This is a genomic window from Streptococcus sp. E29BA (assembly GCF_041807805.1).
Classification (GTDB): Bacteria; Bacillota; Bacilli; order Lactobacillales; family Streptococcaceae; genus Streptococcus; species Streptococcus entericus.
In genome coordinates, this window is sequence record NZ_JBGTZA010000026.1 from 1 (window position 1) to 26,956 (window position 26,956).

25 protein-coding genes, 1 other RNA gene and 1 pseudogene are annotated in these 26,956 nt (G+C 44.7%); 16 read left to right on the forward strand and 11 right to left on the reverse strand.

The features are described from left to right. Positions 1-80: 80 nt before the first annotated feature. Complete coding sequence (locus tag ACERC8_RS07155) at positions 81-1,688, reverse strand: ribonuclease Y (protein WP_373659214.1); 1,608 nt, start codon at positions 1,686-1,688, stop codon at positions 81-83. A 143-nt stretch (positions 1,689-1,831) separates the two neighbouring features. On the opposite strand from ACERC8_RS07155, the gene ACERC8_RS07160 reads away from it, so the two are divergent. Both ACERC8_RS07160 and ACERC8_RS07165 read left to right on the forward strand, forming a co-directional pair. Then, on the forward strand, positions 1,832-2,320 hold the full coding sequence (locus tag ACERC8_RS07160) for an S-ribosylhomocysteine lyase (RefSeq protein WP_373659215.1): 489 nt from the start codon (positions 1,832-1,834) through the stop codon (positions 2,318-2,320). A 144-nt stretch (positions 2,321-2,464) separates the two neighbouring features. Further along, positions 2,465-3,056, forward strand: a pseudogene (locus ACERC8_RS07165) (DNA alkylation repair protein). A gap of 292 nt (positions 3,057-3,348) precedes the next feature. Here ACERC8_RS07165 and ACERC8_RS07170 read toward each other — a convergent pair. From ACERC8_RS07170 to ACERC8_RS07190, 5 genes are all read right to left on the reverse strand, one after another. Next, the gene (locus ACERC8_RS07170; protein ID WP_373659216.1) at positions 3,349-4,713 is read right to left on the reverse strand and encodes a cell division site-positioning protein MapZ family protein; all 1,365 of its coding nucleotides are present in this window, start codon (positions 4,711-4,713) and stop codon (positions 3,349-3,351) included. Further along, positions 4,706-5,884, reverse strand: a complete 1,179-nt coding sequence (locus ACERC8_RS07175; protein WP_373659217.1) for a class I SAM-dependent RNA methyltransferase — start codon at positions 5,882-5,884, stop codon at positions 4,706-4,708. Before ACERC8_RS07175 ends, ACERC8_RS07170 begins: the two co-directional genes overlap by 8 nt. Positions 5,885-6,006: 122 nt before the next feature. After that, positions 6,007-6,383, reverse strand: an RNA gene (gene rnpB, locus ACERC8_RS07180) — RNase P RNA component class B. Positions 6,384-6,397: 14 nt separating this feature from the next. Then, positions 6,398-6,760, reverse strand: coding sequence for a cell division regulator GpsB (gene gpsB, locus ACERC8_RS07185; protein WP_373659218.1), 363 nt, complete (start codon positions 6,758-6,760; stop codon positions 6,398-6,400). A 91-nt stretch (positions 6,761-6,851) separates the two neighbouring features. Beyond that, entirely contained in the window at positions 6,852-7,373 is a 522-nt protein-coding gene (locus tag ACERC8_RS07190) for an SLOG family protein (protein ID WP_373659219.1), read from the reverse strand. Positions 7,374-7,454: 81 nt separating this feature from the next. On the opposite strand from ACERC8_RS07190, the gene recU reads away from it, so the two are divergent. The 9 genes from recU (at position 7,455) to ACERC8_RS07235 (ending at position 16,413) form a co-directional block, all read left to right on the forward strand. Next, the gene (gene recU, locus ACERC8_RS07195) at positions 7,455-8,054 is read left to right on the forward strand and encodes a Holliday junction resolvase RecU (RefSeq protein ID WP_373659220.1); all 600 of its coding nucleotides are present in this window, start codon (positions 7,455-7,457) and stop codon (positions 8,052-8,054) included. After that, on the forward strand, positions 8,041-10,191 hold the full coding sequence (pbp1a, locus tag ACERC8_RS07200) for a penicillin-binding protein PBP1A (RefSeq protein WP_373659221.1): 2,151 nt from the start codon (positions 8,041-8,043) through the stop codon (positions 10,189-10,191). Before recU ends, pbp1a begins: the two co-directional genes overlap by 14 nt. A gap of 184 nt (positions 10,192-10,375) precedes the next feature. Next, positions 10,376-11,092, forward strand: a complete 717-nt coding sequence (locus tag ACERC8_RS07205) for a YebC/PmpR family DNA-binding transcriptional regulator (protein ID WP_373659222.1) — start codon at positions 10,376-10,378, stop codon at positions 11,090-11,092. 162 nt (positions 11,093-11,254) lie between these two features. Continuing rightward, on the forward strand, positions 11,255-11,689 hold the full coding sequence (locus ACERC8_RS07210; protein WP_373659223.1) for a CopY/TcrY family copper transport repressor: 435 nt from the start codon (positions 11,255-11,257) through the stop codon (positions 11,687-11,689). Further along, on the forward strand, positions 11,682-13,910 hold the full coding sequence (locus ACERC8_RS07215) for a heavy metal translocating P-type ATPase (protein WP_373659224.1): 2,229 nt from the start codon (positions 11,682-11,684) through the stop codon (positions 13,908-13,910). The genes ACERC8_RS07210 and ACERC8_RS07215 overlap by 8 nt, the downstream gene beginning before the upstream one ends. 75 nt (positions 13,911-13,985) lie before the next feature. After that, on the forward strand, positions 13,986-14,180 hold the full coding sequence (locus ACERC8_RS07220) for a heavy-metal-associated domain-containing protein (RefSeq protein WP_373659225.1): 195 nt from the start codon (positions 13,986-13,988) through the stop codon (positions 14,178-14,180). Positions 14,181-14,339: 159 nt separating this feature from the next. Continuing rightward, positions 14,340-14,993 carry a trimeric intracellular cation channel family protein gene (locus tag ACERC8_RS07225; protein ID WP_373659226.1) on the forward strand — a complete coding sequence of 218 codons (654 nt, stop codon included), beginning with the start codon at positions 14,340-14,342 and terminating at the stop codon, positions 14,991-14,993. 11 nt (positions 14,994-15,004) lie between these two features. Further along, entirely contained in the window at positions 15,005-15,829 is an 825-nt protein-coding gene (locus tag ACERC8_RS07230) for a Cof-type HAD-IIB family hydrolase (RefSeq protein ID WP_373659227.1), read from the forward strand. Positions 15,830-16,005: 176 nt separating this feature from the next. Further along, positions 16,006-16,413, forward strand: coding sequence for a hypothetical protein (locus ACERC8_RS07235; protein ID WP_373659228.1), 408 nt, complete (start codon positions 16,006-16,008; stop codon positions 16,411-16,413). A 29-nt stretch (positions 16,414-16,442) separates the two neighbouring features. On the opposite strand, the gene ACERC8_RS07240 is transcribed toward ACERC8_RS07235, so the two are convergent. Then, positions 16,443-17,003, reverse strand: coding sequence for a TetR/AcrR family transcriptional regulator (locus ACERC8_RS07240; RefSeq protein WP_373659229.1), 561 nt, complete (start codon positions 17,001-17,003; stop codon positions 16,443-16,445). Positions 17,004-17,123: 120 nt separating this feature from the next. Here ACERC8_RS07240 and ACERC8_RS07245 point away from each other — a divergent pair, with 120 nt between their 5' ends. Then, positions 17,124-17,966: a DegV family protein gene (locus ACERC8_RS07245; RefSeq protein ID WP_373659230.1), complete on the forward strand. Its 843-nt coding sequence runs from the start codon at positions 17,124-17,126 to the stop codon at positions 17,964-17,966. A gap of 159 nt (positions 17,967-18,125) precedes the next feature. On the opposite strand, the gene ACERC8_RS07250 is transcribed toward ACERC8_RS07245, so the two are convergent. From ACERC8_RS07250 to ACERC8_RS07265, 4 genes are all read right to left on the reverse strand, one after another. Beyond that, complete coding sequence (locus tag ACERC8_RS07250; RefSeq protein WP_373659231.1) at positions 18,126-18,779, reverse strand: hypothetical protein; 654 nt, start codon at positions 18,777-18,779, stop codon at positions 18,126-18,128. A gap of 168 nt (positions 18,780-18,947) precedes the next feature. Continuing rightward, entirely contained in the window at positions 18,948-20,252 is a 1,305-nt protein-coding gene (locus ACERC8_RS07255) for an HD domain-containing protein (RefSeq protein WP_373659232.1), read from the reverse strand. 102 nt (positions 20,253-20,354) lie between these two features. Continuing rightward, positions 20,355-20,633, reverse strand: coding sequence for an HU family DNA-binding protein (locus tag ACERC8_RS07260; RefSeq protein WP_018368746.1), 279 nt, complete (start codon positions 20,631-20,633; stop codon positions 20,355-20,357). Positions 20,634-20,740: 107 nt separating this feature from the next. After that, positions 20,741-23,062, reverse strand: a complete 2,322-nt coding sequence (locus ACERC8_RS07265) for a DNA translocase FtsK (protein WP_373659233.1) — start codon at positions 23,060-23,062, stop codon at positions 20,741-20,743. Positions 23,063-23,148: 86 nt separating this feature from the next. Between ACERC8_RS07265 and ACERC8_RS07270 the strand changes: the two genes are divergently transcribed. From ACERC8_RS07270 to ACERC8_RS07285, 4 genes are all read left to right on the forward strand, one after another. Beyond that, positions 23,149-23,910, forward strand: a complete 762-nt coding sequence (locus tag ACERC8_RS07270; protein WP_373659234.1) for a peptidylprolyl isomerase — start codon at positions 23,149-23,151, stop codon at positions 23,908-23,910. 315 nt (positions 23,911-24,225) lie between these two features. Beyond that, complete coding sequence (locus tag ACERC8_RS07275; protein WP_373659235.1) at positions 24,226-24,963, forward strand: ATP-binding cassette domain-containing protein; 738 nt, start codon at positions 24,226-24,228, stop codon at positions 24,961-24,963. Continuing rightward, the gene (locus ACERC8_RS07280) at positions 24,953-25,612 is read left to right on the forward strand and encodes a methionine ABC transporter permease (RefSeq protein WP_373659236.1); all 660 of its coding nucleotides are present in this window, start codon (positions 24,953-24,955) and stop codon (positions 25,610-25,612) included. The genes ACERC8_RS07275 and ACERC8_RS07280 overlap by 11 nt, the downstream gene beginning before the upstream one ends. 11 nt (positions 25,613-25,623) lie before the next feature. Next, positions 25,624-26,460: a MetQ/NlpA family ABC transporter substrate-binding protein gene (locus ACERC8_RS07285; RefSeq protein WP_373659237.1), complete on the forward strand. Its 837-nt coding sequence runs from the start codon at positions 25,624-25,626 to the stop codon at positions 26,458-26,460. Positions 26,461-26,956: the final 496 nt, after the last annotated feature.

Here is a 26,956-nt window from a genome sequence, read left to right on the forward strand (position 1 = left end):
AAACGAGAGAAGACAAGAACTGTCCTCTCTCGGTGTTAAGTGGGTCAACCCACTACAGTTGACAAAGAGCCTTTTTTTGACTATTTAGCGTAATCAATGGCGCGCAATTCACGAATAACCGTCACTTTGATATTGCCTGGGTAATCGAGATTGTCCTCAATCTTGCGACGAACCTTGTGGGCAAGAATCGTTACCTGATCATCAGATACTTTCTTTGGCTGCACCATAATCCGAATCTCACGCCCTGCTTGAAGGGCGAAGCTTGTCTGTACCCCATCAAAGCTAGAAGCAATCTCTTCCAAGTCACGGAGGCGCTTGATGTAGTTTTCGATAGACTCATTGCGAGCACCTGGTCGGGCTGAGCTGAGGGCATCCGCTGCAGCAACAAGCACAGCAATGACACTCTCGGGTTCAACATCGCCGTGGTGACTGGCGATCGTGTTAACAACCACAGGATGCTCCTTGTATTTGCGAGCAAATTCTGTACCGATTTCCACGTGGCTACCTTCCACCTCACGGTCAATGGCTTTGCCCATATCATGCAAAAAGCCTGCACGACGTGCAAGGGCGACATTTTCACCCATTTCGCTGGCGAGAATTCCTGCTAGTTTACCAACCTCAATCGAATGACGGAGGACATTTTGCCCATAAGAGGTACGGAAATGCAAGCGTCCCATAATCTTAATCAAATCAGGGTGCAGGTTAGGGGCTCCAGTCTCATAAGCAGCTGCCTCACCATATTCGCGGATACGGTTATCGAGTTCCTGACGATTTTTTTCTACCAACTCCTCAATACGAGCTGGGTGAATGCGACCGTCCTTAATCAGCTGTTCCAGTGTAATCCGAGCAATCTCACGACGAATGGGGTCAAAACCAGAGAGGACAACGACTTCAGGAGTGTCATCGATAATGATGTCAATCCCCGTCAAGCTCTCTAACGTTCTGATGTTACGTCCCTCACGACCGATAATCCGTCCTTTCATGTTATCATCTGGCAGATGAACCGTTGTGATGGTCTGCTCCGTCACGAACTCCCCAGCCAAGCGCTGCATCGCCTGCGCTAGCAATTCTTTGGCTGTTTTGTCTGCGCGATCACGTACCTCACGCTCAGCCTCTCGAATACGAGTGGCAATGTCATGGGTCAATCCAGCTTCGGTATCCGCTAAAATGATGCTTTTTGCTTCATCCTGTGTTAAATTAGCAATTTTTTCAAGTTCTTGGGCTTTTTGCGCCTCTAATTCACCAATTTTTTGCTCACGCTCATCAATATGTCTAGAACGATCTGACAGGCTCTGCTCTTTGGCATCTAAAGCCTGTTCTTTACTGGAAAGATTCTCGTCTTTGCGGTCAAGAGTGACAGCACGATCGGTCAATCGAACTTCCATTTGTTTCAACTCTTGGCGGTCTGATTTGAATTCTTCTACAATTTCTTCACGGTATCGTCTAGCCTCTTCTTTAGCCTCAATCAAGAGTTCCTTGGTCTTGGCCTTGCCTTCGCGCTCAGCTGTTTGTCTGATATGGTCTGCATCACGTTCTGCTTGACCACGCAAATTTACGGCTTCTTGCTCAGCATTCAAAAGAGTTAGCTCTGCCTTTTCTTTAGCCGACTTCAGTCGGGCGTTGATTAAAACATAGCCAATCACAAATCCGATGAGGGAAGCAACAATGGCAGGTATAATTGTCTCCATTATTTCACCTCAACATAAAATTAGATTTCATTACTGAAACCATTTACCAGTATAGCACAAAACTTGAAAATTCTCAATCTAAAAATGTAAACCGCTGACAAAATATGGTATCATAGAAGAACACTAAAACTAAGGAGAATACCATGACCAAAAACGTTACTGTAGAAAGCTTTGAACTTGACCACACCATCGTAAAAGCGCCTTATGTCCGCCTAATTTCGGAAGAATATGGTCCAAAAGGTGATGTCATCACCAACTTTGATATCCGCCTCATTCAACCCAACCACAATGCCATGGACACGGCAGGTTTGCATACGATTGAACACCTGCTGGCTAAACTCATCCGCCAGCGAGTTGATGGTATGATTGACTGCTCGCCTTTTGGTTGTCGAACCGGTTTCCACATGATCATGTGGGGGCAACCGACTGCTGAAGAGATTGCTCGTGTGATTACCGATAGTTTGAGAGAAATAGCAGAGCAGATAACTTGGGAAGACGTCCCAGGCACCACGATCGAGTCCTGTGGCAACTACAAAGACCATAGCCTTCATTCTGCTAAAGAATGGGCAAAATTGATTTTGGAGCAAGGCATTTCAAGCGATGCCTTTGAACGACAACCTGTCACAAACTAGAGCAGGACGATAAGCTTAAATGCTGTCATTCGTTGGACGTCACTTGGTTAGCCTGACTTTTACTGCCAAAAGGAGAATTCCTCAGTGTTCAACCAACTCTATTCTGAACTAAAAAAACTTGCTGACACCAAGAAAGCTGAAAAAATGAGCGCCTATATGCGTGATCAGTTTTTGTATCTGGGAGTTCCTGCACCTGAGCGAAAAAAGATACAGCAATCCTTTTTCAAAACCGCTAAAAACCAGACTGTTGATTGGAATTTTATAAAGGCTTGCTGACAGTCTCCCTATCGTGAATTGCAATATGTCGCAATGGATTATCTGACAACGATGAAGCACCAACTCACTCCCACAGATGTCGAGAACATCAAGCATCTTGCTATCGATAAATCGTGGTGGGATACGATTGATGGCTTGGATATCATTGTAGGTGCAATTGCTTTGCGCTATCCCGAAGTCGAAAAAACATTGCTTGATTGGAGTCTTTCAGACAATATGTGGTTACGTAGGCTAGCGATTGATCATCAACTCTTGCGTAAAGAAAAAACCAATACAACATTAATTGGCAACAATTATTCAGAATAACTTAGGCAGTGAAGAATTTTTTATCAATAAAACCATTGGTTGGGCATTACGCGATTTCTCAAAACCCAATCCCGATTGGGTTAGACAGTTTATCAATGACCAGCAAGAACAATTGGCAAAACTGAGCATTAAAGAAACCAGTAAGTATCTGTAAATTATTGTCTTACTGTGTGGCGTGACGCCCAGCAGAAAAACAGCATCAACATGACTTTTTGAAAGAGAGTTTAGAAGACACATGATCTGACAACGTCCAGAACCCAAGTCTTCCATTCAGGAGTATTACTGATAAAGACTCGCTCACCGTCCATTGCTGAATAGCTAACTGCCAAAACCATCTCTAAAGCATCTAATCTTTTATGAATAAGAACATCAGCTAAATAAAATTCCCACCTGTATCTGAAAAAATTGATACAGGTGGGAGTTTTTATTTTCAAACTATTTAATCCCTAATAATCCAGAGCATCTGCATGTCCTGCACCATTTCCGACGAAGTACCCTGTCTTAGCATTGATAGAGAAGAGGTAGGTCCCGTCTGATTTGAAGAGGTTGTAGTAACCATTGCCATTGATAATATTTACAGGTTCAAGGATATAATTATCCCCTGTAAAGTAGCCACGTTCACGAGAGACGCGGAGAATCTCTTCTAGCACACCATCGTTAAATGCCCATGCAGGATTTGATGAATCAGCAATCACTGCTTGGTTGTATGGTACACGGCTGAGCTCTCGCTGAAGCGGTACAGTTGGTTCGCTCGACTTGCTTGCTTTTGCATCACTAACATCTGGAATTGCTGTGTCAGGAGTTGTTGACTTGTCTTGTTGGGCAGTGGTGCTCGGAGTTGTGCCAGAGTTCGCCAAGCCTTTTGCTTCAGTGATAACGCCTTGCAAGAGCGTATCAAGATTAGCTTTTCCTGTATTTAAAACGGATGCGGTCAAGTGGTCAAAGCTTGCTCCTTCTTTTACTTTAGCTTCAACTTTCTCACCATTCACAATAGCTGGCGTTTCAAACTGCTCGTTCACAGGGGTAATCGCTGTAATAGCTTTTTTCAAGCTGTCAACTTTTGCCTTGGCCGCCTCGTAGTCACTCGTTCCCTCCAAGGTTTTCAAGGCATCCTCTAAAGCAGTGATATTGTCAAACTCGCTGTTTTTAGGTTTTGTAAGAGCGTCATCGGCAAAAAATGTTTTGTAAAGGTCGTCAAAAGCCTTAACGTCTGCTGGCTTAGCAGAAGATGTTGCTGTAGAACTACTTTTGCTGGTTGATGTTTGGCTAGACGACATGTTTGTAGTCGCCTGCTTATTGAACTGGTTAAGCCCATAAGCCAAACCGATAATTCCCAGGAAAAGCGCAGCTAAGCTGCCGATAATCCATCCTTTACGTTTTGGTCGATGAGGCGTTGCTGTAAAATCATCTCCGTAAAAGGTTTCAATCTCAGCAACCTTACTAAGATCGTCAGTCACAGGTGCCACAGGCGCAATAATCTGATCAAAGCCTTCTGGTTGTTTTGAAGCGGCTACTTCCTCAGAGCCCACCTGTGTTTCCAGTTCCTGACGCTGTTTTTCGATAAAATTATCAAGAGACGAGGTATCCATGTCAGACAAGTTCTTCATGTTATCCTTGTTCGCAAATTTTTGCTCACCAATTTTGTCGCGATTTTTTTTGATGTACTTATCTAGGACACTGTCCTCGGCTGTCACACCAGCAGCCAAATCGGCTTCTTTTTGGACGGCTTCTTCAACAGTCATCTCTCTTGCCTGTTCAAAATCAAGATTTTGTTCATTTAGAGGTTGGTTTGGGGTATTTTCTTTAGACATCGTTTTTTGACCTCCTGATGTTATCTGCTCTTTTGACACGCTCACCATAAAACTGATAGAGATCTACTCGGAGAGTGCCGTTGTAGAGTTTACGCTTTTTGTCAGCCGTTTGGCCATAGCTCTTTTCAAAATGTTCATCACTGGTTAGGATGAATTTACTCCATGTTTTGAGTGGTGCTAGGGTTTGCCCCATTTCATTATACAAAATCTGAATGGCTTTGTCATCTAACAACCGCTCCCCATAAGGCGGGTTTGACACGATTACGCCATTGATTTTATCCGTGCGGAAGTCCTGCAACCGCATCTGCTTGAAGGTAATCACATGACCTAACCCAGCTTCTGCGGCATTTTTCTTGGCAATCTCCACCATACGCTGGTCAATATCGAAACCTGAGATATCCAGCGGCGCCTCATAGTTTGCTCTGCTATCGGCGTCAGCCCGAACCTCAGCCACTATAGTTTTATCAACCCAAGGCCAGGCTTCGAAGGCAAAATCACGGTTAAAGCCTGGGGCAATATTGCAACCAATCATTGCCGCCTCTATACAAAAGGTGCCCGATCCACAGGTGATGTCAACGAGCGGTTTGTCAGGAAACCAGTTTGTCAGCATCATGATAGCTGCTGCCATGTTTTCCTTGATTGGAGCTCCTCCTTTTTCAGTCCGATAGCCACGTTTGAAGAGGCTAGAACCTGTGGTATCAATCATCACTGTTGCGCGGTCTTTCAAGAGGGAAATTTCAATCTTGAATTCTGGACCATTCTCCATCAGCGGAACACCCTCAGGGCGATGGTAGTGTTTCTGCAGTTTTTTGACAATGGCTTTTTTAGTGATGGCCTGAACACTGGGTTCGTTATGTAGCTGGCTCTTAACGCATTTAGCCTTGCTGACAGGAAAGGCACAGCCCAGAGGCAGGTAATTTTCCCAGTCTAAGGCAAAGACGCCCTGAAAGAGCTCTTCAAAGGTTTTGGCGGGAAATTCTCCGACGATAATCTTGATGCGGTCAGCAGCTCGCAACCACAGGTTGGTTAGAGCAATGTCGCGAACGCTTCCTTGAAATTTTACCTTACCATTTTCCACTTGACAATCTAGTCCTAGAGCCCTGATTTCTTTCCCTACTACGGCCTCTAGTCCAGCAGCTGCTGTTGCCACTAAATTAAAGTTCTGTTTCATGATTTTCCTTTCTGAATGACGATTAAACAGAAAAAACTGTGAGACACTTATTTACCTGCTATTATTAGCATCATCTTTCTAAAACAAAAGCTAGCAAACGCTAGCCTACCTATTATGCAATTTTCTATAAGCCATGTTTTGTCCAAGGGAGAACTAGGTTATTCTTCCTCTGTATAATCATCTGTCTCCTGTTGCTGAGCAACAGTTGAGATGGTCCGTTCGTTTCCAGCCATCCCATGCCCCGACCAAAATTTGGGTTGCTAGCTTGAGGGGTTTACCGCGTTCCATTTTTCACGTTTCCATGAAAACTGCGTCACTGTGGCACTTTTCAGGTCTACTGAGGCATATCCTAGAGGACTTAGCCTGTTTAACCGCCGTAACGCAGCAAGCTGCGTCCCTAGACTTATTGGTTCGTCTAGCACAAACACTACTGGCATCACAGCCAGTGCTAGCATGGACTTTCCTCATAGCAATCTCTGCTACGCGATTATCCAAAAATTGCACAGCATGAGCCTATTCTTGGATTTGTTTTCCAAAAACTTCTCTTTCCAGACGGCTAATGCGTTTTAAAATATCAAAGTTGCTGGCAGAAGTTGGCGTAAATGTCTCAGGTTCACTGTACATAGGGTGGTCAGGTGTTACTAATGGTGGTGTGTAAGGCGCAGTATTAGCCTCTTGTTGATCCATTACCTCTTTTAATTTTGCCTTGAGGCGGGTATTTTCTTTCTTCAAACTGTCAATTTCAGCTAAAAATAGCTCGTAATCATTAATAACATTGTCTAAAAATTCATCAACTTCGGCCTTATCAAACCCCCGCATGGTGACTTTGAACTCTTGCTCAAAAATATCCTTAGGACTATAAATAATTCTTGCCATTTACTCTCTCCACACTATTGTTTATCGCTAAAAGCTCAGTTTATATGTTACAGGATTTACCCATAAAAAGCAAGGGAAAACACTGGATTTTTTAGGACTCCTCTTGGGCAAGTTCATTTAAGCGCTCAAAATCGAGCTGTTTGATGTCATAGCCTGCTCGTTCTTTTACTACTTTAACAAAATAGCGGAGCTTGGTCTCATGTTCTGAATCGTAAAACAGATAGACCCCTTGGCTGTTGTTAAGGAGGAAATCTTGGTGTTGACTAAGCTGGCTCGGCTGACTATAGCTAGCAAAGCTATGGTTAACATAATCTAGCTGCCGAAATTTAGCTAAAATCATCTGATTGCTCTCTGACCAAGATTGCCCGTGATCGGCAAAAGAAAAAATGCAAGCCAACTGCACATCGTACTCTTGTTTCAGCTCTAAAGCCACCTCTAAACACCAGCTTTCAAACCCTAAATTCCCTTGAAAAATCAGCCAATTCACACCATCTTCAAAGAGCTGAATCAAGTCTTTTTTTATCGCTTTTTTGATGATGTTGACCTTAGGATCCTTGTCCGAAAAAATGTTTAGGTCCATGGTTTTGTAGCCCACAACAAGAAATGCAGTCATATATTTTTCTCCTTTTTATTTTTATGGTATAATAAGAGTGCTTTATATTGTCCAAAAGCTAATTTAGGAAAGAGGAGGCTCATGGTTAATTACCCAAATAAACTCAACCGGCGCCTCATTAGTAACAAAACGGAGACCCAGGTTACTGATTTTGCCAATCGAGGCATGTCCTTTGAAACAGCAATCAACGCCACAAATGACTATTATTTGTCAAGAGGTCTTGCTGTTATTCATAAAAAACCGACGCCTGTTCAGATTGTCAAGGTTGATTACCCACGCCGTAGCCGAGCTAAGATTGTGGAGGCTTATTTTAGGCATGCATCAACAACCGACTACTCCGGTGTCTATCGAGGGTACTACATTGATTTTGAGGCCAAGGAAACAAGGCAAAAGAACAGTTTTCCTCTCAAAAACTTTCATCAACACCAGATTGACCACATGGCTCATGTTCTTGAGCAGCAGGGCATCTGCTTTGTCCTTCTTCATTTTTCAATAAGCCAGCAAACCTTCCTCTTACCTGCCAAGAGTTTGATTGCCTTTTATACAGAGGTTAAGGGACAAAAGTCAATGCCCCTTGATTATATCAAAAAACATGGCTATCCCATAGAGCAAGGTGCCTTTCCTCAAATTCCCTATTTGGACATTATAGAAAAAAATTTGTTAGGCGGTGATGACTATTAAACCGACACTTATAAAATCTTTAAAATATCTCGCGGGTATCGGTCTGATATTGACAATTCTAGGTACTATACTGGGCAGTCTAGTCTTTGCTTACTATGCCAGTACCGCACCTAAACTAGACGAGGAACACTTACAAGTTACTTCTTCCAGTCTGGTGTTTGATAACCAAGGGCAGTTGATTGCTGACTTGGGTGCTGAAAAGCGTGAAAGTGTTACTGCGGATAATATCCCCTTAAACTTGGTCAATGCGGTGACTGCCATCGAAGATCATCGTTTCTTCAAGCATCGCGGTGTCGATGTTTACCGTATTTTAGGCTCTATCTGGCATAACCTTAACAACGATAGTTTGCAAGGGGGGTCAACGCTCGATCAGCAGTTGATTAAGTTAGCTTATTTCTCAACCGAAAGCTCTGACCAGACCATAAAGCGTAAAATCCAGGAAGTCTGGCTATCTCTTCAGATGGAAAAACAGTACACCAAACAAGAGATTTTGACCTTTTATGTCAATAAGGTTTTCATGGGTAACGGTAACTATGGAATGCTGACGGCTTCCAAAGCTTATTTTGGCAAAGACTTAAAAGACTTGACCACCGCGCAGGTTGCCTTATTGGCTGGTATTCCCCAAGCACCGAGCCAATACAACCCTTATGTCAACCCTGAAGCTGCACAAGAACGTCGCAACATCGTTTTGGGACAAATGCTTCGCTACGAGCACATCACCCAGGAGGAATACGACCAAGCAGTTGCAACCCCTATAGCAGATGGGCTACTCCCCTTGTCTGATCGACCAAGCTATGCGCCATATCTCGATAACTACCTAAAGCAAGTTATTGAGGAGGTGCAAGAAAAAACTGGCAGTGATATTTTTACTTCAGGATTAAAAGTTCATACTAACGTCGATCAGGCGATTCAACAACACTTGTGGGATATCTACAATACTGACGAATACGTCTATTTCCCAGACAACGACTTCCAAGTTGCCTCAACCCTTATGGATGTTACAAATGGTAAGGTCATCGCCCAGTTAGGTAGCCGCCTCCAAGACCCGAACACATCGTTTGGTACTAACCAAGCGGTCATGACTGACCGCGACTGGGGGTCAACCATGAAACCAATTACGGACTACGCACCAGCTTTTGAGTACGATATTTACCATACAACTGCTCATCAGCTAAACGACTCTGTTTATAATTGGCCAGGTACCACAACCGAGCTCAACAACTGGGACAAATTGCACTATGGCTGGATGCCTGTTCAACGTGCTATCCAGATGTCACGAAATGTGCCTGCTGTTCGAACCTTAGAAGCTGTCGGACTTGAGCGTGCCAAAACCTTCCTCAGTCAAATCGGCATCAACTACCCTGAGCTGTATTATTCAAATGCCATTTCAAGTAATACTTCTGTCGTTGACGAGCAATACGGCGCAAGTAGTGAAAACATGGCTGCAGCTTATGCTGCCTTTGCCAACGGAGGCACCTACATCAAACCCCAGTATGTCAATAAAATCGAATTTAGTGATGGTCGCGTTATCGACTACACCCCAGAAGAAACGAGAGCAATGTCAGAAGTGACGGCTTACATGATGACAGACATGCTAAAAACAGTACTCTACACAGGCGGAACAGGGACAACGGCTTACATCCCAGGGCTCGTTCAGGCAGGTAAGTCTGGGACATCAAACTACACTGACGAAGAGTATGCGATTATTGAAGGTGAGTATGGTGTCACACCTGACAGCGTTGGCTTGATGGCTCCCGATGAGATGTTTGTCGGCTATACCCCACGTTACTCAATGGCTGTCTGGACAGGTTACAAAAACAGATTAACGCCTCTTTACGGCAATGATTTGCGAATTGCCCAACGGGTGTACCGTGCCATGATGACCTACCTAGATGATTATTCGGGAGCTGATTGGGAAATGCCTAGCGGCATCTACCGTAGCGGTGGTTTCCTCTACAAAGATGGTTACTACCCACAGCAACAATGGTTTAACTACAGCTCAAGTAGTTCCTCATCTAGTTCATCGACAGACGTCTCATCAACATCGACCCAAACGACCACCGAGACAACAACAGACACTCTTCCAACTGTGAGCCAAACACAACCAGAAGCCAGCTCCAGTGCTAGTGGTCAGTAAAATAAACACAAAAACTTACTCTGAGGGTAGGTTTTTGTATTTGCTTAGATGATCATTTTTTAGTCAAGAGTTTACAAAAGCATTTTACCAAGAGGACATTGTGTGCTATAATGGTAGAGCAATTAAAGTAGTCAGCTGATGGACAGCTCTGCTATTTTCCAAAAAAGATAAAAGGAGACTTACCATGGGACGTAAGTGGATGAACATTGTCGCTAAAAAGACAGCCAAAGACGGCGCTAACTCAAAAGTTTATGCCAAGTTTGGTGTTGAAATCTATGTTGCCGCGAAAAAGGGAGAGCCAGACCCGGAGAGTAATGCAGCGCTTCGGTTTGTGCTCGAGCGAGCTAAGCAGGCCCAAGTACCTAAACACATCATCGACCGTGCGATTGACAAGGCCAAAGGTAAGACTGATGAGACTTTCGTTGAAGGGCGTTATGAAGGCTTTGGTCCAAATGGATCAATGATTATCGTGGATACCTTGACCAGCAATGTGAATCGGACGGCTGCTAATGTCCGGACAGCCTTCGGTAAAAATGGCGGGAACATGGGAGCAGCAGGCTCTGTGTCGTTCATGTTTGATAAGAAGGGGGTCATCGTCTTTAACGGTGATGATGCAGACAGCATCTTCGAAACGCTGTTAGAGGCTGATGTGGAAGTTGATGATGTCGAAGCTGAGGATGGTATGATTACTGTCTACACTGCTCCAACTGACCTTCATAAGGGTCTGGAGGCCCTTCGTACAGCAGGTATTAGCGAATTTCAAGTGACTGAGCTTGAGATGATTCCTCAAAGCGAAGTAACTCTATCCGATGAGGATTTAGCGACTTTTGAGAAATTGATTGATGCTCTGGAAAACGATGACGATGTGCAAAAGGTTTATCACAACGTCGCAGACTTCTAATTCACTGAAAAATAAAAACAGACGATTCTGATGACCAACTCAGGGTCGTCTATTTTTATTTTTTTTACCGATAGATATATCTACATTTGTAAATTTTTATTTGACAGCGTCTTTCGCTTATGCTAAAATATATCTACAAACGTAAACAAAAAGGAGTTCCTTATGTCACTTTCAGCATCTGAATGGCAGGTCATGCGTGTGGTCTGGGCTCAGGGGGCTTTACCTAGCTCAGCCATCATCACTAGCCTGCAAGATAAATTCAACTGGTCCCCTTCAACCATCAAGACGTTATTGGGACGTTTGGTGGATAAGGGAGCTCTACAGACGGAGCGTCACGGACGCCATTATATCTATTCTCCCATTTTGGCAGAGGAGGCGAGCTATCAGGAGGAGGTGCGTCAAGCATTTGACAAAATCTGCCAACGTAAGCATTTGCCTCTGTTCCTATCGATCTTAACAGATTTGCCCATGACAGCAAGCGATATAGCAGCGGTTGAGGATCTGCTATGCTCCAAAAAAGAGCAGGTGGTTGACATCGTCCCATGTAACTGCCTGCCTAGTCAATGCACTTGCGAAAAGGAGGTACAACATGGTTAAACAAACATTTTTAATTTCTGGCATGACCTGCACATCCTGTGCTGGAACCATCGAAGAGGCGGTCTCTAAGCTAGCAGGAGTGAGTGAAGCGACGGTCAATCTAGCAACAGAAAAATTGACGGTCACGCGAGACACCAGCTTAACTGAAGAAAAGATTTTAGCGACCATTGCTGAAGCTGGCTATCAAGGGCAGGTTTACGATGACAAGCTCAGTCTTTCTCAGGATGCGCGAGAAGACCTCGAGTTAAGCGAATTAAAACAGCGTCTGTTTTGGTCTAGCCTCTTCACTCTGCCACTGTTTTATCTGACCATGGGTAGCATGATTGGTTTGCCTGTTCCAACTGCTTTAGCACCTAATCGGGCACCTCTGGCTTATCTAGCGGTCAATGTCATCCTGACCTTGCCTGTTGTCTGGGTGTCACGCTTGTTTTTTAAACGAGGATTTAGGGCATTGAGGACAGGTCATCCTAACATGGATAGCTTGGTAGCGGTGGCGACCTTATCCGCGCTCATTTACAGTTTTTACAACGCTTATCATGTCTTGCTGGGGCATGTGCACCATGTGCACCACCTCTATTTTGAGTCAGTTGCGGTTATTTTGACACTGATGACCTTTGGCAAATACCTTGAAACCTTGTCCAAAGGACGAACCTCCCAAGCCTTGAAAAAGCTTCTTCGGTTATCTGCTAAGGAAGCAACAGTCACTCGCAACGGTAAGGCTTATCGGCTTCCTATTGAAGAGATTGTTATCGGGGACGAGCTTGAATTAACCGCTGGGGAAAAAGTAGCCGTCGACGGTCAAGTCATCTGGGGACAATCAAGTATTGATGAAAGCCTGCTGACCGGCGAATCCTTGCCTGTTGAAAAGATAATCGGTTCTCCTGTTTATGCAGGTAGTGTCAATGGACAAGGCAGTCTACGCTACCGAGCAGAAAAAATCGGTTCTGGGACCCTCCTCTCACAGATTATTACCTTAGTGGAGGAAGCGCAAAGCAGCAAGCCTCCCATTGCTAAACTGGCTGACCAAGTGTCACGTCTCTTTGTTCCAGTGGTGATGCTCCTTGCCGTGCTGACTGGTTTCTTTTGGTGGGTTGTGATGGGGCAATCTTTTGCTTTTGCCCTAACAACCGCCCTTGCGGTTCTGGTCATCGCCTGTCCTTGTGCTCTGGGATTGGCCACCCCGACCGCTATCATGGTAGGCACAGGACTGGCAGCAGAGCAGGGCGTCCTCTACAAACGAGGGGACATGCTGGAACTAGCTCATCAGGTCGACACGATTGTGTTCGACAAGACAGGAACTCTGACCCTCGGCAGCCCTCACCTCATGGCGACTAGGACCTATCATAACACTCAGGAAGAAATCTTACAACTGGCTGCATCTTTAGAGAGACTCTCCCAGCACCCCTTGAGCCAGGCAGTACTTGCTGAAGCAGAGACTCAGGGGCTTGACCTATTACCAGTAGATGAGTTAGAGACCCTATCAGGCTATGGGTTATCTGGTAAAATCGCAGAGCAGGAGATATTGTTGGGAAATGAGCGATTGATGACGGAAAGAGGGGTCGCGATAACAGCAGCCTTAAATGACCTATCGCAGGCAACTGAAGCAGGGCAAACACCGATTTTTCTAGCAGTTGACGGAATCTTGTGGGGATTACTAACAGTCGCAGATCCCATCCGTCCAGAAGCCTTATCCACCGTCAAGCAACTCCAATCCGCAGGCTACGCTGTTGTCATGCTGACCGGTGACCACGAGAAAACAGCGTCAGCTATTGCCAAAAAACTGGGCATAACGGATGTCATTAGTCAGGTGCTACCTCAGGATAAAGCCAGTGTTGTGGCCAGTTTACAAGCAAAAGGGCGACGGGTTGCTATGGTGGGCGATGGAATCAATGATGCCCCTGCTTTAACCCTAGCCGATGTCGGTATCGCCATCGGAGCTGGGGCAGATATTGCCATTGAAGCAGCAGATATCGTCTTGATGACCGCTGATTTAGCGGGCTTGCTCAAAGTCTTTGCCATCAGTCGTTTGACCCTGCGAGCCATCAAACAAAATCTCTTTCTAGCCTTTATTTATAATATCTTAGCCATTCCAGTAGCGATGGGCGTGCTCCACTTCTTTGGTGGACCGCTTCTTAATCCAATGCTGGCAGGTCTTGCCATGAGCTTGAGCTCGGTATCTGTTCTGACAAATACACTACGGCTCAGGCGACAAGCTAGTTAAGACACAACCTTACCTAAACTGTTAATACTGATCATTCAAAAGATAGTCTGCTAATACAGACACAAGGAGGAAATTATGGAAAAAACATATCCCATCTCAGGTCTCAAATGCCAAGGCTGTGTCAATACCGTCACCGAAAAACTGCTGGCGTTGAAAACTGTCGATGCTGTTCAGGTTAATTTGGAGGATAAGCAAATTACCGTTACAGGAACAGCCTGGAAAATGACCCTCAACCGCACCTTAAAAGGCACTAAGTTCAGGATTGACTAGGTCGTTTTGTTCATCTTAAAAGCCGTCTCTCTGTTAACTTGTCTGAAATGCAGGGACGGCTTTTTAACTATTTGGCGATAGTTTCGAAAAAACTGATTTCAATGTAGCGTTTTCAGTAGTTTCATGGTAAACTAGAGAAAACGAAGACAAGGAGAGTCTATGGACGTTTGGGGCATCTTAAACATTATCGGGACGGTAGCTTTTGCCATCTCAGGGGCTATCGTGGCTATGGAAGAAGAATTTGATATTCTTGGCGTGTTTATTCTCGGATTTGTTACAGCTTTTGGGGGAGGTGCTGTCAGAAACTTGCTCATCGGTTTGCCAATGTCTACGCTCTGGGGGCAGGATGTCGAATTTCACATTGCCATGATCGTGATCCTGCTTCTTTTTTTCCTGCCTCATCTGGTCGACAAGCATTGGAAGCGGGCAGATGTAGTTGCAGATGCGATTGGTCTAGCAGCGTTTTCGATAAAAGGCGCCTTGCATGCCCAAAATCAAGGGTGGTCATTGAGTGCGGTTATCGTGGCGGCTGTTTTAACAGGAGCAGGAGGCGGTATTATCCGCGATATGTTAGCTGGACGTAAACCAGCCGTATTGCAAGCTGAGGTCTATGCTGGCTGGTCAATTTTAGCTGCTATCTTGATTCATTTCAGAGTTGTTAACAACGACTTCGGTTACTACCTTTTAGCGGTATTAATTGTGACCTTACGGATGCTTGGTTATAAACGAGGTTGGCATCTGCCAAAATCCAAATGGCAAGCCGACAGCTCGTCTTACTACGTTGACACCCCCTCAACTGATGACATAGTATAAAGGAGATTGATATGACTGTTAAACTGATTGCTATTGACATGGATGGCACCTTGCTCGATAGCCAAAAGCAACTGCCACAAGAAAACATCCGAGCACTAAAAGAGGCAACCGAAGCTGGCATCAAGGTCGTTATCTGTACAGGACGCCCTTTGGTTGGGGTTAAGCCTTTCTTTGAACAGCTTGACGTTTCTCCAGACGACTATGTCATTGTCAACAACGGCTGTTCCACCCATAAACGACAAGACTGGGAACTGGTTGATGACTTTCATTTAACTCCTGAGGAGCTAACCTACCTCTATCGTCTTCAGCAGGACGTTCCAGGAGTTCAATTGACTGCCTTTGATACGGATAACTATTACGTCGTAGCAGACGAGCCCTTACCGATTATCACTTGGGATGCTGGCTTGGTGTTTACAGAGCCAGTTTGTGTTAGTTTGGAGGAATTGCTGAGCAAGGATGTGACCTACTTTGAAGCTATGATTGTTGGTGAGGCAGCTGATTTAGATCCTTTCCAAGAAACTTACGAAGCTGTCTTGTCAGAACGATTTAGCACCGTTCGTAGTCAACACTATATCTTTGAAACCATGCCTAAAGGAGCAACCAAGGCAACTGCCCTAGCCAAACTAGCTGACAAGCTCGGCTATGCTCCCGAAGAAGTTATGGCCTTAGGCGATGCCAACAACGACCTCGAAATGCTTAGTTATGCCGGCTACAGTGTCGCCATGGGCAATAGCCCAGACCATGTTAAGGCGCTGGCAAAATATGTGACTGGAACAAACGATGAGGCTGGTGTGGCCCAAGCCATTGACCGCTGGGCACTAAAAAAAGGTTATTAAATCACTGATTGGAGATGGCGATAAACCTGATAAACGTTTATCGCTTTTGCTTTACAAAAAAAGAAAATTCGATAAAGCGAAAGCGAATACAACGAGTCGTAGGAGGTGGTTCCGATGGACAACTTTATCCTGTGGTTAGAGTCATTTTTTGCCGTTTATTAAGAAAGGAAAATATGATGACAAAGGCTCATTTCCCTCTCCTCTGTTACCTACTGAGCTTCCTTCTCCCTTGGTTGCAGGTTTATGACTTTCTAACCTTAGGTGGTCCTTTCGGCGAGGAAGAACGCGACAGAGTTTTTGCTGGCTGGGAGCTAGCCCTGCGCTATTGGTATGTCTTTGTGGCTTTCCTCGTACTTTTGGCCTTAGCTGACTACCTGAAACGGCGCTTTCTGCTTCTAGTCGCCTCGATTGTCTTTGTTATTCTCTTGCTTTGGGTCGTTACATTTGGTGACTTGCTTAATGTCACGCCATTAGACTACTTGGCACTCTTTCGCTATTACAGTTTCAGTTCTATTAGGGTGGGATATTTTATTCATGCTTTGGCAGGAGGTTTCCTACTTCGTCGACTTTATCAATCAATATAAGAAAAAATCAGCCAAAGAGCTGATTTTTCTTATTGTGGCAAAAGAGGTAGTCCCATATTAGCCATTTCTTCAACTGAAACAACCATGCCATCAGCAATCCATTTACCCAGCATCGCGATAATGGCATTGCTGAAAAATGATGTGGTGTAACTGGAACACTTTTTCCGACACAGGCGTTGGTAGGCTCTGAAGCGTTTGGCAACTGCACTAGTCAGCAACTGTTGAAACTGCTGCTGGAAGGCTAAGTGAAAAATCTGGACATGGCTCTTGGCTTCATTGAGTAGATAAGACCAGGCTTGAACAACCTGTGTTTTAAGATCAAACTGACTCAGCCCCCGAAAAATCCCATGCAGGGTTCTGGAAAGCAGCTTTGAAAAAATCTCCTCTTTATTCTTGTAATGGCGGTAGAAGGCATTGCGCGACACACCCGCCCTAACAACGAGCTCTGAGACGGTGATTTGTGCAATCGGTTTTTTCTCCAATAAGCACAATAAAGCCGTCTCCAGTGCTTCTCTGGTGACTTGCTTGGCCTCTAAATTTGCTTGCTTGAGATTATTCAAGGAATTTTGGGACAGAATTTTTTCAGGCATGACAGTTTCTTTCTTTGTGTGACAGCCGATTTTCTAAGCCTGAAAACCGCTCTCTCTTATGGTATAATTGTAGTAAAGACGACAACATTTGTCAAGTTATGAACAGTTGGAGGAAAAGTGATGACATGGAAAATCATTGTTGATTCAGGATGTAACTTTAGAGAATTGCCAAATTTAGCGACAGGAGTCCAATTTGTCAATGTTCCGCTGACCATCCAGGTTGGTGAGCAAATTTTTGTGGATGATGCTGGGCTTGATACTGATCAGATGATGGCATTGATGTATGCCACACCAACAGCTTCAAAATCAGCCTGCCCTAGCCCTGAGGCTTACCGTCAAGCGCTTGAGGGGGCCAGCAAAGCCATCATTATTACTATCACAGGAACCTTGTCTGGAAGCAATAACAGTGCTCGCCTAGGTTCGGAGATGTACCTTGAAGAGCACCCAGAGGCACAGGTTCACATTTTTGATTCCTTATCGGCTGGTGGTGAGCAAGATCTGCTAGCCCTAAAGCTAAACGACTTGATTGCAAGCGGTCTTGGTTTTGAAGACGTTGTAGCTGAACTAAAAACCTATCACCGTAGCACCAAACTGGCTTTTGCTCTTGCTAAAGTTGATAATCTCGTTAAAAACGGGCGCTTGAGCAAACTCGTTGGAACAGTCGTGGGTTTGCTCAATATCCGCATGGTCGGTCAAGCCAGCGACGAAGGGACCTTGGAATTGCTCCAAAAAGCTCGCGGGCAAAAGAAAGCTGTTACAGCAGTTATTGAGGAAATGGTTAAAGCTGGCTACAAAGGTGGCAGAGTTATGATTTCCCACCGTAATAACGACAAAATTTGTGAACAAATCACAGAAGGACTGACAGCAAAGTTCCCTAACGCAACCATCCAGTCTATTCCAACCAGCGGTCTCTGCAGTTTTTATGCAGAAGAAGGCGGCATTTTGTTGGGATACGAGATTTAGTTTATCTGACAATAAAAAACTTAACAGTTACCCCTTAAAACAAAGCTCAAAAAACACTCCTGTTGCATCTAGTAAACTAGCAACATGGAGTGTTTTTTACTGTGGTGAGAAAGCCCTAACCTCACCCAGCAATCACTTGTTGGGCAAAAGTTTTATCTCTTATTCTGAAGTCGCCGTTTCATTGCTTTGAGCCCCAGTGGATTGAACTGAACTGGTTGGTGATTCAACCGCCGGTGCCACTGGCTGAGTGGGAACAATGACCGCCTCAGTTCTTGGTTCTGGCTGAATTGGGACGGTAGCCGTTTCAGCTATCGTCTCCGACTGAACCGGAGGAACATACAAAACATTCAGTCTTGCTTGTAATTCTTCCTTCTTGCTTACTGTTTTTATCGTACCAACCAGAGCACGAGCTTCCGCAATGTAAGACTGATAACCGTAAGTTTCAGCTAAAACAACTGCTTCCTCAGCCTCAGAAATACGAGTAATCTCAGCTTCTAGCTCTGTTAACCGTTGAGCCAGGACGGTCTTCTTCTCACTATCTTCCAGAGTTTGATAATCTTCCTTCAACTTCTCAAACAGATCAGCCTTAGGCGTTTTTTCAAGTGCTTCGAGGCGCTTTACCCAATCGTCCAAGGCTGCATCTGTTTTAGGAATTTTTTTAGATGCTGCTTTGGAAGTTTGAACCGTTTTGGGACGACTGGATTCTGCCTGGGCTTGCTTTTGATGATGGAAAAGATAAATCAAGACAAATAGACCGATGAGGACGATACTTAAAATGAAATAAAAAATTTCAGACAAGGACGTTTTTTTCATGAGATGACTTTTGGCTCTTTCTAGGATTTTGTAGTAATAAGGAAAATGTTCAGTTAACGGTTGGGTTGCACTAAAGCCTCAGCACCAAAAAAGTGATTAGAGTAAGGCGTTTACCGCGAACATTAAAATATAACCATCTTTTCTATTATACCACAAAAGTCTCAGTGGTCAACGGTCTTTGGGATTGAAATGACCGTTTTTTATTTGCTGTTGAAAGGCTTGTTTATCAAGGTTAAATAAATCACCTGTGTTGAGCATCTCTTTTGGAAAATAGAATCGGCGATCGCCGTGTGTTGAGCCCGTTAAGCTAGACACCAAGGGTGACAAGGTCGACAGCTCTGCTATTGCCCCATTTTTCTCAATAATACTAATCGCCGTTCGAGGTTTTTTCGCGGTCGGACGGTAGATGTCGTAAGGCAAATCAAAGTTGTAGTGCACAGCACTGTAATAGTCAGCATCAAAGCCAACAGCAGTAAGGCATTCTCGTAAGTCATCTAGACGATCTTTGTGTTCTTCATCAAAAGTAACGGACTTAAAGACCTTGCGATTGATGAATCGGCTGGCCAAATCGGCTAATATCTTATCAGAGCTCGTCATCCACAGTTGAAAATAAGCATTCATCACCCCATCATCCAAGCGGAGGTAATCGTTAAGGTCGTACCGTCTCTCAAAGAATGGAATGAGATTGGGTGAGGTCATCCGAAAATAGTCTTTATGTTCAGGGTAGAGCACCTTGGCTCGCTTGAATAAATTTTGAAGGAGAACTTCCATCGCACGGCTGGCAGGGTGAAAATAGACCTGCATGTACATCTGATAGCGCCTAATCAGGTAATCTTCCACCGCATGAAGACCACTATGAGCAAAGGCGATGCCGTTTTCCAAGGGCTGAATAATACTAAGGATGCGAGTCAGATCAAACTGCCCATAGCTAACACCTGTAAAGTAGGAATCTCTCAGTAAATAATCCATGCGATCAGCATCAATCTGGCTCGAAATCAATTCCTCAACCTGTTTATTAGGGTAGGTATGACCGATAACCGAAGCGACTTTTTCTGGAAAATCAAGAGACACTTTACAAAGCACCTGGTGAATGTCTGTTTCAGGACTGGTAATGATTTGCCGAGTAACCTGCTCATGGTCCGTATCAAACAAGCGCTCAAAAGTATGGGAATAAGCCCCGTGCCCAATATCGTGGAGCAGGGCTGCGGTCATGGCAAGGAGGCTGTCCTCACTCTTCCAGATATGAGGGTACGTCGTGTTAAATCGTTGTACTATACGACGTGTAATGTCATAGACCCCTAAACAATGGGAAAAACGGCTATGTTCACCTCCGTGAAAGGTATAGCCTGTTGTCCCCAACTGTTTGATGCGACGTAAACGTTGAAATTCCTTTGTATTGATCAACTCATAGATGACCCGCTCAGTGATAACGATATCATTATGAACAGGGTCACGAAAAATCTTTTCTCTCATAGAGCTATTATATCAAAAAATGTGATAAATCAACTAAAAATGCTGGTTAACAGCAAAAAAACAGCCTTATCCTTAGTGGATAAGGGCTGTTTGAGATACTGCTTATTTGTTAACAGCGTCTTTAAGAGCTTTACCAGCTTTGAAAGCAGGTACTTTAGAAGCTGCGATAGTAATTTCTTTACCAGTTTGAGGGTTGCGACCTGTACGGGCAGCACGCTCACGAACTTCAAAGTTACCAAAACCGATCAATTGCAATTTTTCACCAGCGGCGAGGTAATCAGTTACTGCTGCAAATACTGCATCAACTGCTGCTGCTGAGTCTTTCTTTGTCAATGAAGTTGCTTCTGCAACTTTTGCGATCAAATCTTGTTTATTAGCCATTGTGCTAAATCCTCCAAATATTTTGTGGGCAAGATACCCCAACACCCTATATCATATCTAAAAATCCTCATATGGTCAAGCTTTTTGTTTAATTTGAGCGATTTTAGCTATTGTTGCAGGACTTTTCGTGGTTTTGTTCCTTCTGCTGAACCGATAATGCCTGCTTTTTCCAATTCATCCATGAGGTCTGTGGCTCGATTGAAACCGATAGACAGGCGACGCTGAAGCATGGAGGCAGAAGCCTTCTGGGTCTCGATAATGAGGCTCTTGGCCTCTTCAAAGAGGGGATCGCCCTGAGCAGCTCCGCTATTGCCCGAAAGGTCGTCACCATCTGCGACCTCACCTGGGTCAAAGTTGTCGTCGTACTCGGCATCGGCCTGTGCCTTGATAAAGCTGACAATGCGCTCGACATCGTCATCGGAGATAAAGGAGCCTTGGAGACGAACAGGATGGTTCTCGTCAATCGGTTTGAAGAGCATGTCCCCACGACCAAGGAGTTTCTCTGCACCATTGGTATCCAGTATGGTACGGCTGTCCGTACCGCTGGAGACAGCAAAGGCAATACGACTAGGGACGTTCGCCTTAATCAGACCGCTAATGACATCAACAGACGGACGTTGGGTGGCTAAAATCATGTGAATCCCAGCTGCCCTGGCCTTTTGCCCAAGTCGGATAATGGCATCCTCGACTTCCTTGCTGGCGACCATCATTAGGTCGGCTAGCTCGTCCACGATAACGACCAGAAGTGGCAAGGGAATATGTTTGTCATCAGCTGTTTTGTTCCACTCTTCCACCTTTGCATTGTAGCCAGCGATGTTGCGGACACCGACCTGACTGAAAAGCTCGTAGCGATTCTCCATCTCATCAACCACCTTTTGCAGGGCACGGCTGGCCTTACGAGGATTGGTCACAACTGGGATGAGGAGGTGGGGAATATCGTTGTAAACAGATAGCTCCACCATTTTAGGATCAATCATCATGAATTTGACCTGATCCGGTCGGGCTTTCATCAGGATACTGGAGATGATGCCGTTGACTGCTACAGATTTCCCTGAACCTGTTGAACCTGCCACCAAAATGTGGGGCATCCGTGCCAAATCAAACGAACGACTGGTGCCATTGACCGCCTTACCAAGCGGGACTTCGAGCAGGTTGTCTGGGTTGGTTTTAGATTGCTCCCAAAGTTCACGGAAAGATACCGTTGCAATTTGAGAATTGGGGACTTCGATACCGACGACCGATTTTCCTGGAATCGGCGCTTCAATCCGAACATCCTTAGCCGCAAGGGCAAGAGCTAAGTCATCAGCCAAGTTAGCAATCCGGTTGACCCGAACGCCAACAGCTGGTTTGACCTCGTACTTGGTCACTGATGGACCGATTTCCGCCCGCTCTACTGTGACTTTGATGCCAAAGCTAGCAAAGGTTTGTTCCAAAACAGCGATGTTCTCTCGAACAATTTTCTTTTCCTTGGATTGGTTTTTTGGTTTGTCTGGAGCAAAAAGGTCTATGCTGGGCAGTTTATAGAGCAAGCTCTGCTTGAGCGAGGGGCTTGTCTTTGGTAGTTCAGGCAATGCTGGAGCTGGATCAACTGACTGCTCTTGCGCAAACCAATCCTCGTCCAAATCGTACACGTCCTCTTCCTCTGAGTCTGATGGCAAGTAGATGTCAACATCTCTTTCATCACGTGTCAGTTGGGTATCAGGTGTCTGGTCATCCAGATCCTGCTCATTTTCTTCCTGACTTGCTTGTGCCATGGCAGCTTCTTGCTGGAGACGGCGTTCCTCTTTTTTGAGGAATTGTGCTTGGCGACGTTGTTCTGATCGGACTTGATGTGCCGCCCAGCTATTTTTGACAAAATCAATGACCTCGTAAATATCCCAAGGGGTCATCAAGAAGAGACCTAGGAGTATGATGAGACCACCGATAAAAAATGACCCAATGTTTGAAAAAAGAAAACTGATGGGTTTATAGAGAACTGCCCCTAGCATACCTCCACCTAAAAATTGTTCTACCTTAAAGGTGGATAAATCCTTAAAGACGAGCTGGATAGTAGCGCTGAAAACCTCAGCTTGCTTGAGTTGAGGCTGGGTAAAAAGGTAAGCATGCCAGTTGAGGAGTAAGCCAGTCACCACTGTCCAAAACCCAGTAGTCACGCCATCATAGCGAGCCAGCCATTTATTCAGTAGCATTTGAAGTAAGACGCCGATAAGCACCAGATAGGTCAATGACCCAAAGGCAAACCGAAAAATGTTGTAAACCGTCACACCAAAAATCCCTAAGCGGATCAGACCGATAAGGATTATCAGAACAATAAGGATTCGCCAAATCAGGCGTTTGGTCCGCTGACGTTTAGCGAGTTCGGTTTGATTTAGCCGACGTTTGCTATTAGCAGGGGATTTGGTTGTTTTTTTACTTCGTTTTGCTGTCATGCTACTATTATATCAGAATTTTTTACTTTAAGTCTTTTTTGAGAAATTATGGTAAAATAAAGGGAATAATAGCCTTTGGAGGACTCATGAAAAAATTTCTTGCGCTGACGGTTGTGTCTATGGCGCTACTAACTGCCTGTCAAACCAAATCAACAAACACATCAAAAACCTTGTCATCAAGCGAATTGCAAACGGCTCTAAAAGAGCGCTTGACGGAACTCAACAAGAAAGATTTCCCGCAGCTGTCAACTGAGATTGCTGACAATGAAGCAGCTGTCAAATTGACCACCAACAAGGGTGACATCACCATTAAACTCTTCCCTGAGTTGGCTCCTCTAGCGGTCGAAAATTTTCTCACTCATGCGAAGAACGGCTACTATAATGGCGTGAGCTTCCATCGTGTGATTGATGGCTTTATGATTCAGGGCGGAGATCCTGAGGGTACTGGGCGCGGCGGACAATCCATTTGGGCTGGTAAGGATAAATCCATCGACGATGGAACAGGCTTCGCTAACGAGTCCTCCGACTTGCTCTACAATATCCGCGGTGCTCTTGCGATGGCCAATGCCGGTCCAAACACGAACGGCAGTCAATTTTTCATCAACCAGAATAAGGCTGACCAAACCAGCCAGCTCCATCCTCTTTACTATCCTGAAAAAATTTATAACGCCTACGCTCAAGGAGGAAATCCGAGCCTAGATGGCGGCTACACGGTCTTTGGTCAAGTCATCGATGGAATGGCAGTTGTTGATGACATCGCATCAACAAAAACCGATGATCAGGACAAACCTGTTGAACCTATTCTTATCGAAAAAATTGATATTATCAAAGACTACACCTTCAAGTAAAAAAAGCGAGCAGGCTGTTTTCTTGGCAATAGCCAACGACCTGTCAAATCAATCATGGCAAGACTGGGACAAACGTCCTGGTCTTTTCAGTTTATGGTCGTTAACTAGCCAAGGCTCAGGGCTAGTCGGCTAACAACTTCTCAAGTTCTAACGGATTACCGACTGTCATCCACTCTATTTTTTCATTATCTCTGCGTCGCTGGCAAGATACATCTGTACTGGTACACGTTTTCAGTTATTATATAAAAGAATCGATTTCTTGAACTTGCTCTGGAAAATGAACTATGCTATAGTGGTCTGTGGAGGAGGTGAGACATGATTATTCAACTAAAAGATGTGGGAAAATCTTATCCCCAAGCAAATTTTAAGTTGGAACATCTGACATTTTCTGTTAAAAAGGGAGATTGTCTAGGGCTGATTGGGCAAAACGGAACAGGCAAATCAACCATTCTCAAGATGATGAACGGCTTGGTTGAGCCTGACTATGGTCAGATTTTCTACCATGGACAAGAGCTTAAGACCCTCCCTCCTGAGCAACTGCGAGCCATGCGAAAAACAGTCGCTTATATTTTTCAACAAGGCAACCTTTTAGAAGGCGAAACAGTACTCTATCACCTCAACCTTGTCTACTTTTTGGCCAAAAAGAAGCCGAATCGACAAAAAATCGATGACACCCTCGCCTTTATGACCCTTAGCCATCTCAAAAACGTGCCCTGCCGTGACCTCTCTGGCGGACAAAAGCAAAAGGTTGCCATTGCCATGGCAATCTTGCAGGAACCTCAGGTATTGCTTTGCGATGAAATCAGCTCTGCCCTTGATGCCAATAGTGAACAGGAGATTTTTGACCTCCTCAAAAAACTAAGAGAAACCAGTGACATTGCCATTGTGATGATTTCACACAATTTAAGCCTCTTGAAACAATTTTGTGATGAGGTGATGATTCTTGACAAGGGGCGACTTGTTGACACCGTTCGACCGGTTAAGCACGCGACAGACGACCCCAATAAGCACTACCTCACTCACGTAAAGGAGTTCTTAACCCATGCTAAGTGACTTGACCAGCCATATCCCAGGCATTATCGAAGCTTTTTGGGAGACCAACTTTATGGTGGGGCTGTCCTTGGTGTTTTGCTTGGTCATCGCCCTGCCGCTAGGTATTCTTCTCTACGCTTTGGATACGCCTGTTCTCTTAAAGCAGCCCCTTCTCTATCAGGTGCTCAGTATTTTGTTAAATACGCTGCGCAGTATCCCTTACCTCATCTTTATCTTTATTTTAATCCCTGTTAGTCGGTTTCTTTTCCAGACTTCTTTTGGCAATTTGGCGGCGACCTTGCCCTTGACTCTGGTATCCGTCAGCCTCTATGCTCGTTTTGTCGATCAGGCCTTGCTGAATGTCCCAAAAGGGATCATCGACCGTAGCATCAGTATGGGAGCAACGCCAAGTCAGATGATTCGCTACTTTCTCTTGCCTGCCAGCAAGCAAGATTTGGTCTTATCGTTCACCTCAACAGCCATTTCTGCCCTCTCTTATTCAACAGTTATGGGCGTTATCGGGGCTGGAGGGCTCGGAGAATACGCTTATCGCTACGGCTATCAGGAGTACAACTACCCCCTCATGTACCTCATTGTCATCATCTTTGTGGTCTATGTCTTCGTCATTCAAAATATTGGCTATCTCATTGCCAAACTAATCACAAAATAAGGAGTTTTCTCATGAAAAAACTATTGCTTTCCAGCTTAATCCTCTTCTCTGCTTTTGCATTGGCCGCCTGCTCTAGTCAAAAGGCTGCTGAAGAAACGACCAAAAGCTCGACATCAACTGCTGAACCAGTGGTCGTTAAAGTAGCTTCTCACACCTCTCCTATGACAGACATGCTAGAGATGATTACAGATGACTTGGCAGAAGCTGGCTACACGCTTGAAATCGTCAGAGTTTCTGACAATGTTCAAGCGAACGTTGCCTTGCACAATAAAGAAGTTGATGCCAATTTCTTCCAGCACAAACCGTTCATGGAAATGTATAATAGCGGTAATGGGGCAAACCTCGTTCAAATTCAGCCTATTTATAACGCTAACGTGTCCTTCTATGCTAAAGATTTTGATAACATTGAAAACTTACCTGAAGGAGCAGACGTGGCTATCCCAAGCGACCCGACCAATATGGCACGCGCCTTGCGTCTTTTGGCTACACACAACATCATCACCCTTAATCAGCCAGATAGCTACACTGTAACGGTTGATAACATCACAGAAAACCCTAAAAATCTGACCTTCAGCCCAATTGGTCTACTTAATCTGAATGAAGCCTACCAAGAAAAAGACATGGTCTTTAACTACCCAACTTATATCGCCAAACTGGGTCTTAACCCAACAGATAATGGCTTGATTTTAGAAGAGGAATCAGACAACACCTTTGCCGTGTCTCTTGTCGCTCGTGAAGACAACAAAGATAGTGATACCATCAAAGCTGTTCAAAAAGCACTGACTAGCGATGAGGTTAAATCATTCATCAAAGACAAGCTAGCAGGCCATGCTCAACCAGCATTCTAAGAGCCACACAAAAACTGAGACAACCCTCGGCACTAGCTCTTTAAAACGAAACTGAAGAAAAACACTCCTGTTGATATCTAGTACACTAGAAATAAGGAGTGTTTTCTTCTGTTATTCGTTAGTGGTTAAACTAGCCTGCATTAAGAAGAAAGCAGGGAAATCTCCTAAGGTCATTATGGAGACCTTAGGAATTAAGAGTGTCATTCAGGTAAAGACCTAGTGGGGAGATGATATCAAAAAATCAACCTACTATCGCTGTATGAAAGCGGTAATGTAAACTCAAAAGATGGTTCCGATTGTTGAGCAAATTGAATAACACTGCCCCCACCCCGCTTTTAATGCTTCCCCTGAATCGGTTACACTAAACTAGACAGAATTTATAAAGTGTTCTACACTAAAGAAAACAGGAGAACTCTATATCTAGAAAAATCCGTCGTCAATTTAGTGATGACTTTAAGCAACAAATTGTTGACCTCCACAAAGCTGGCCGGAAACG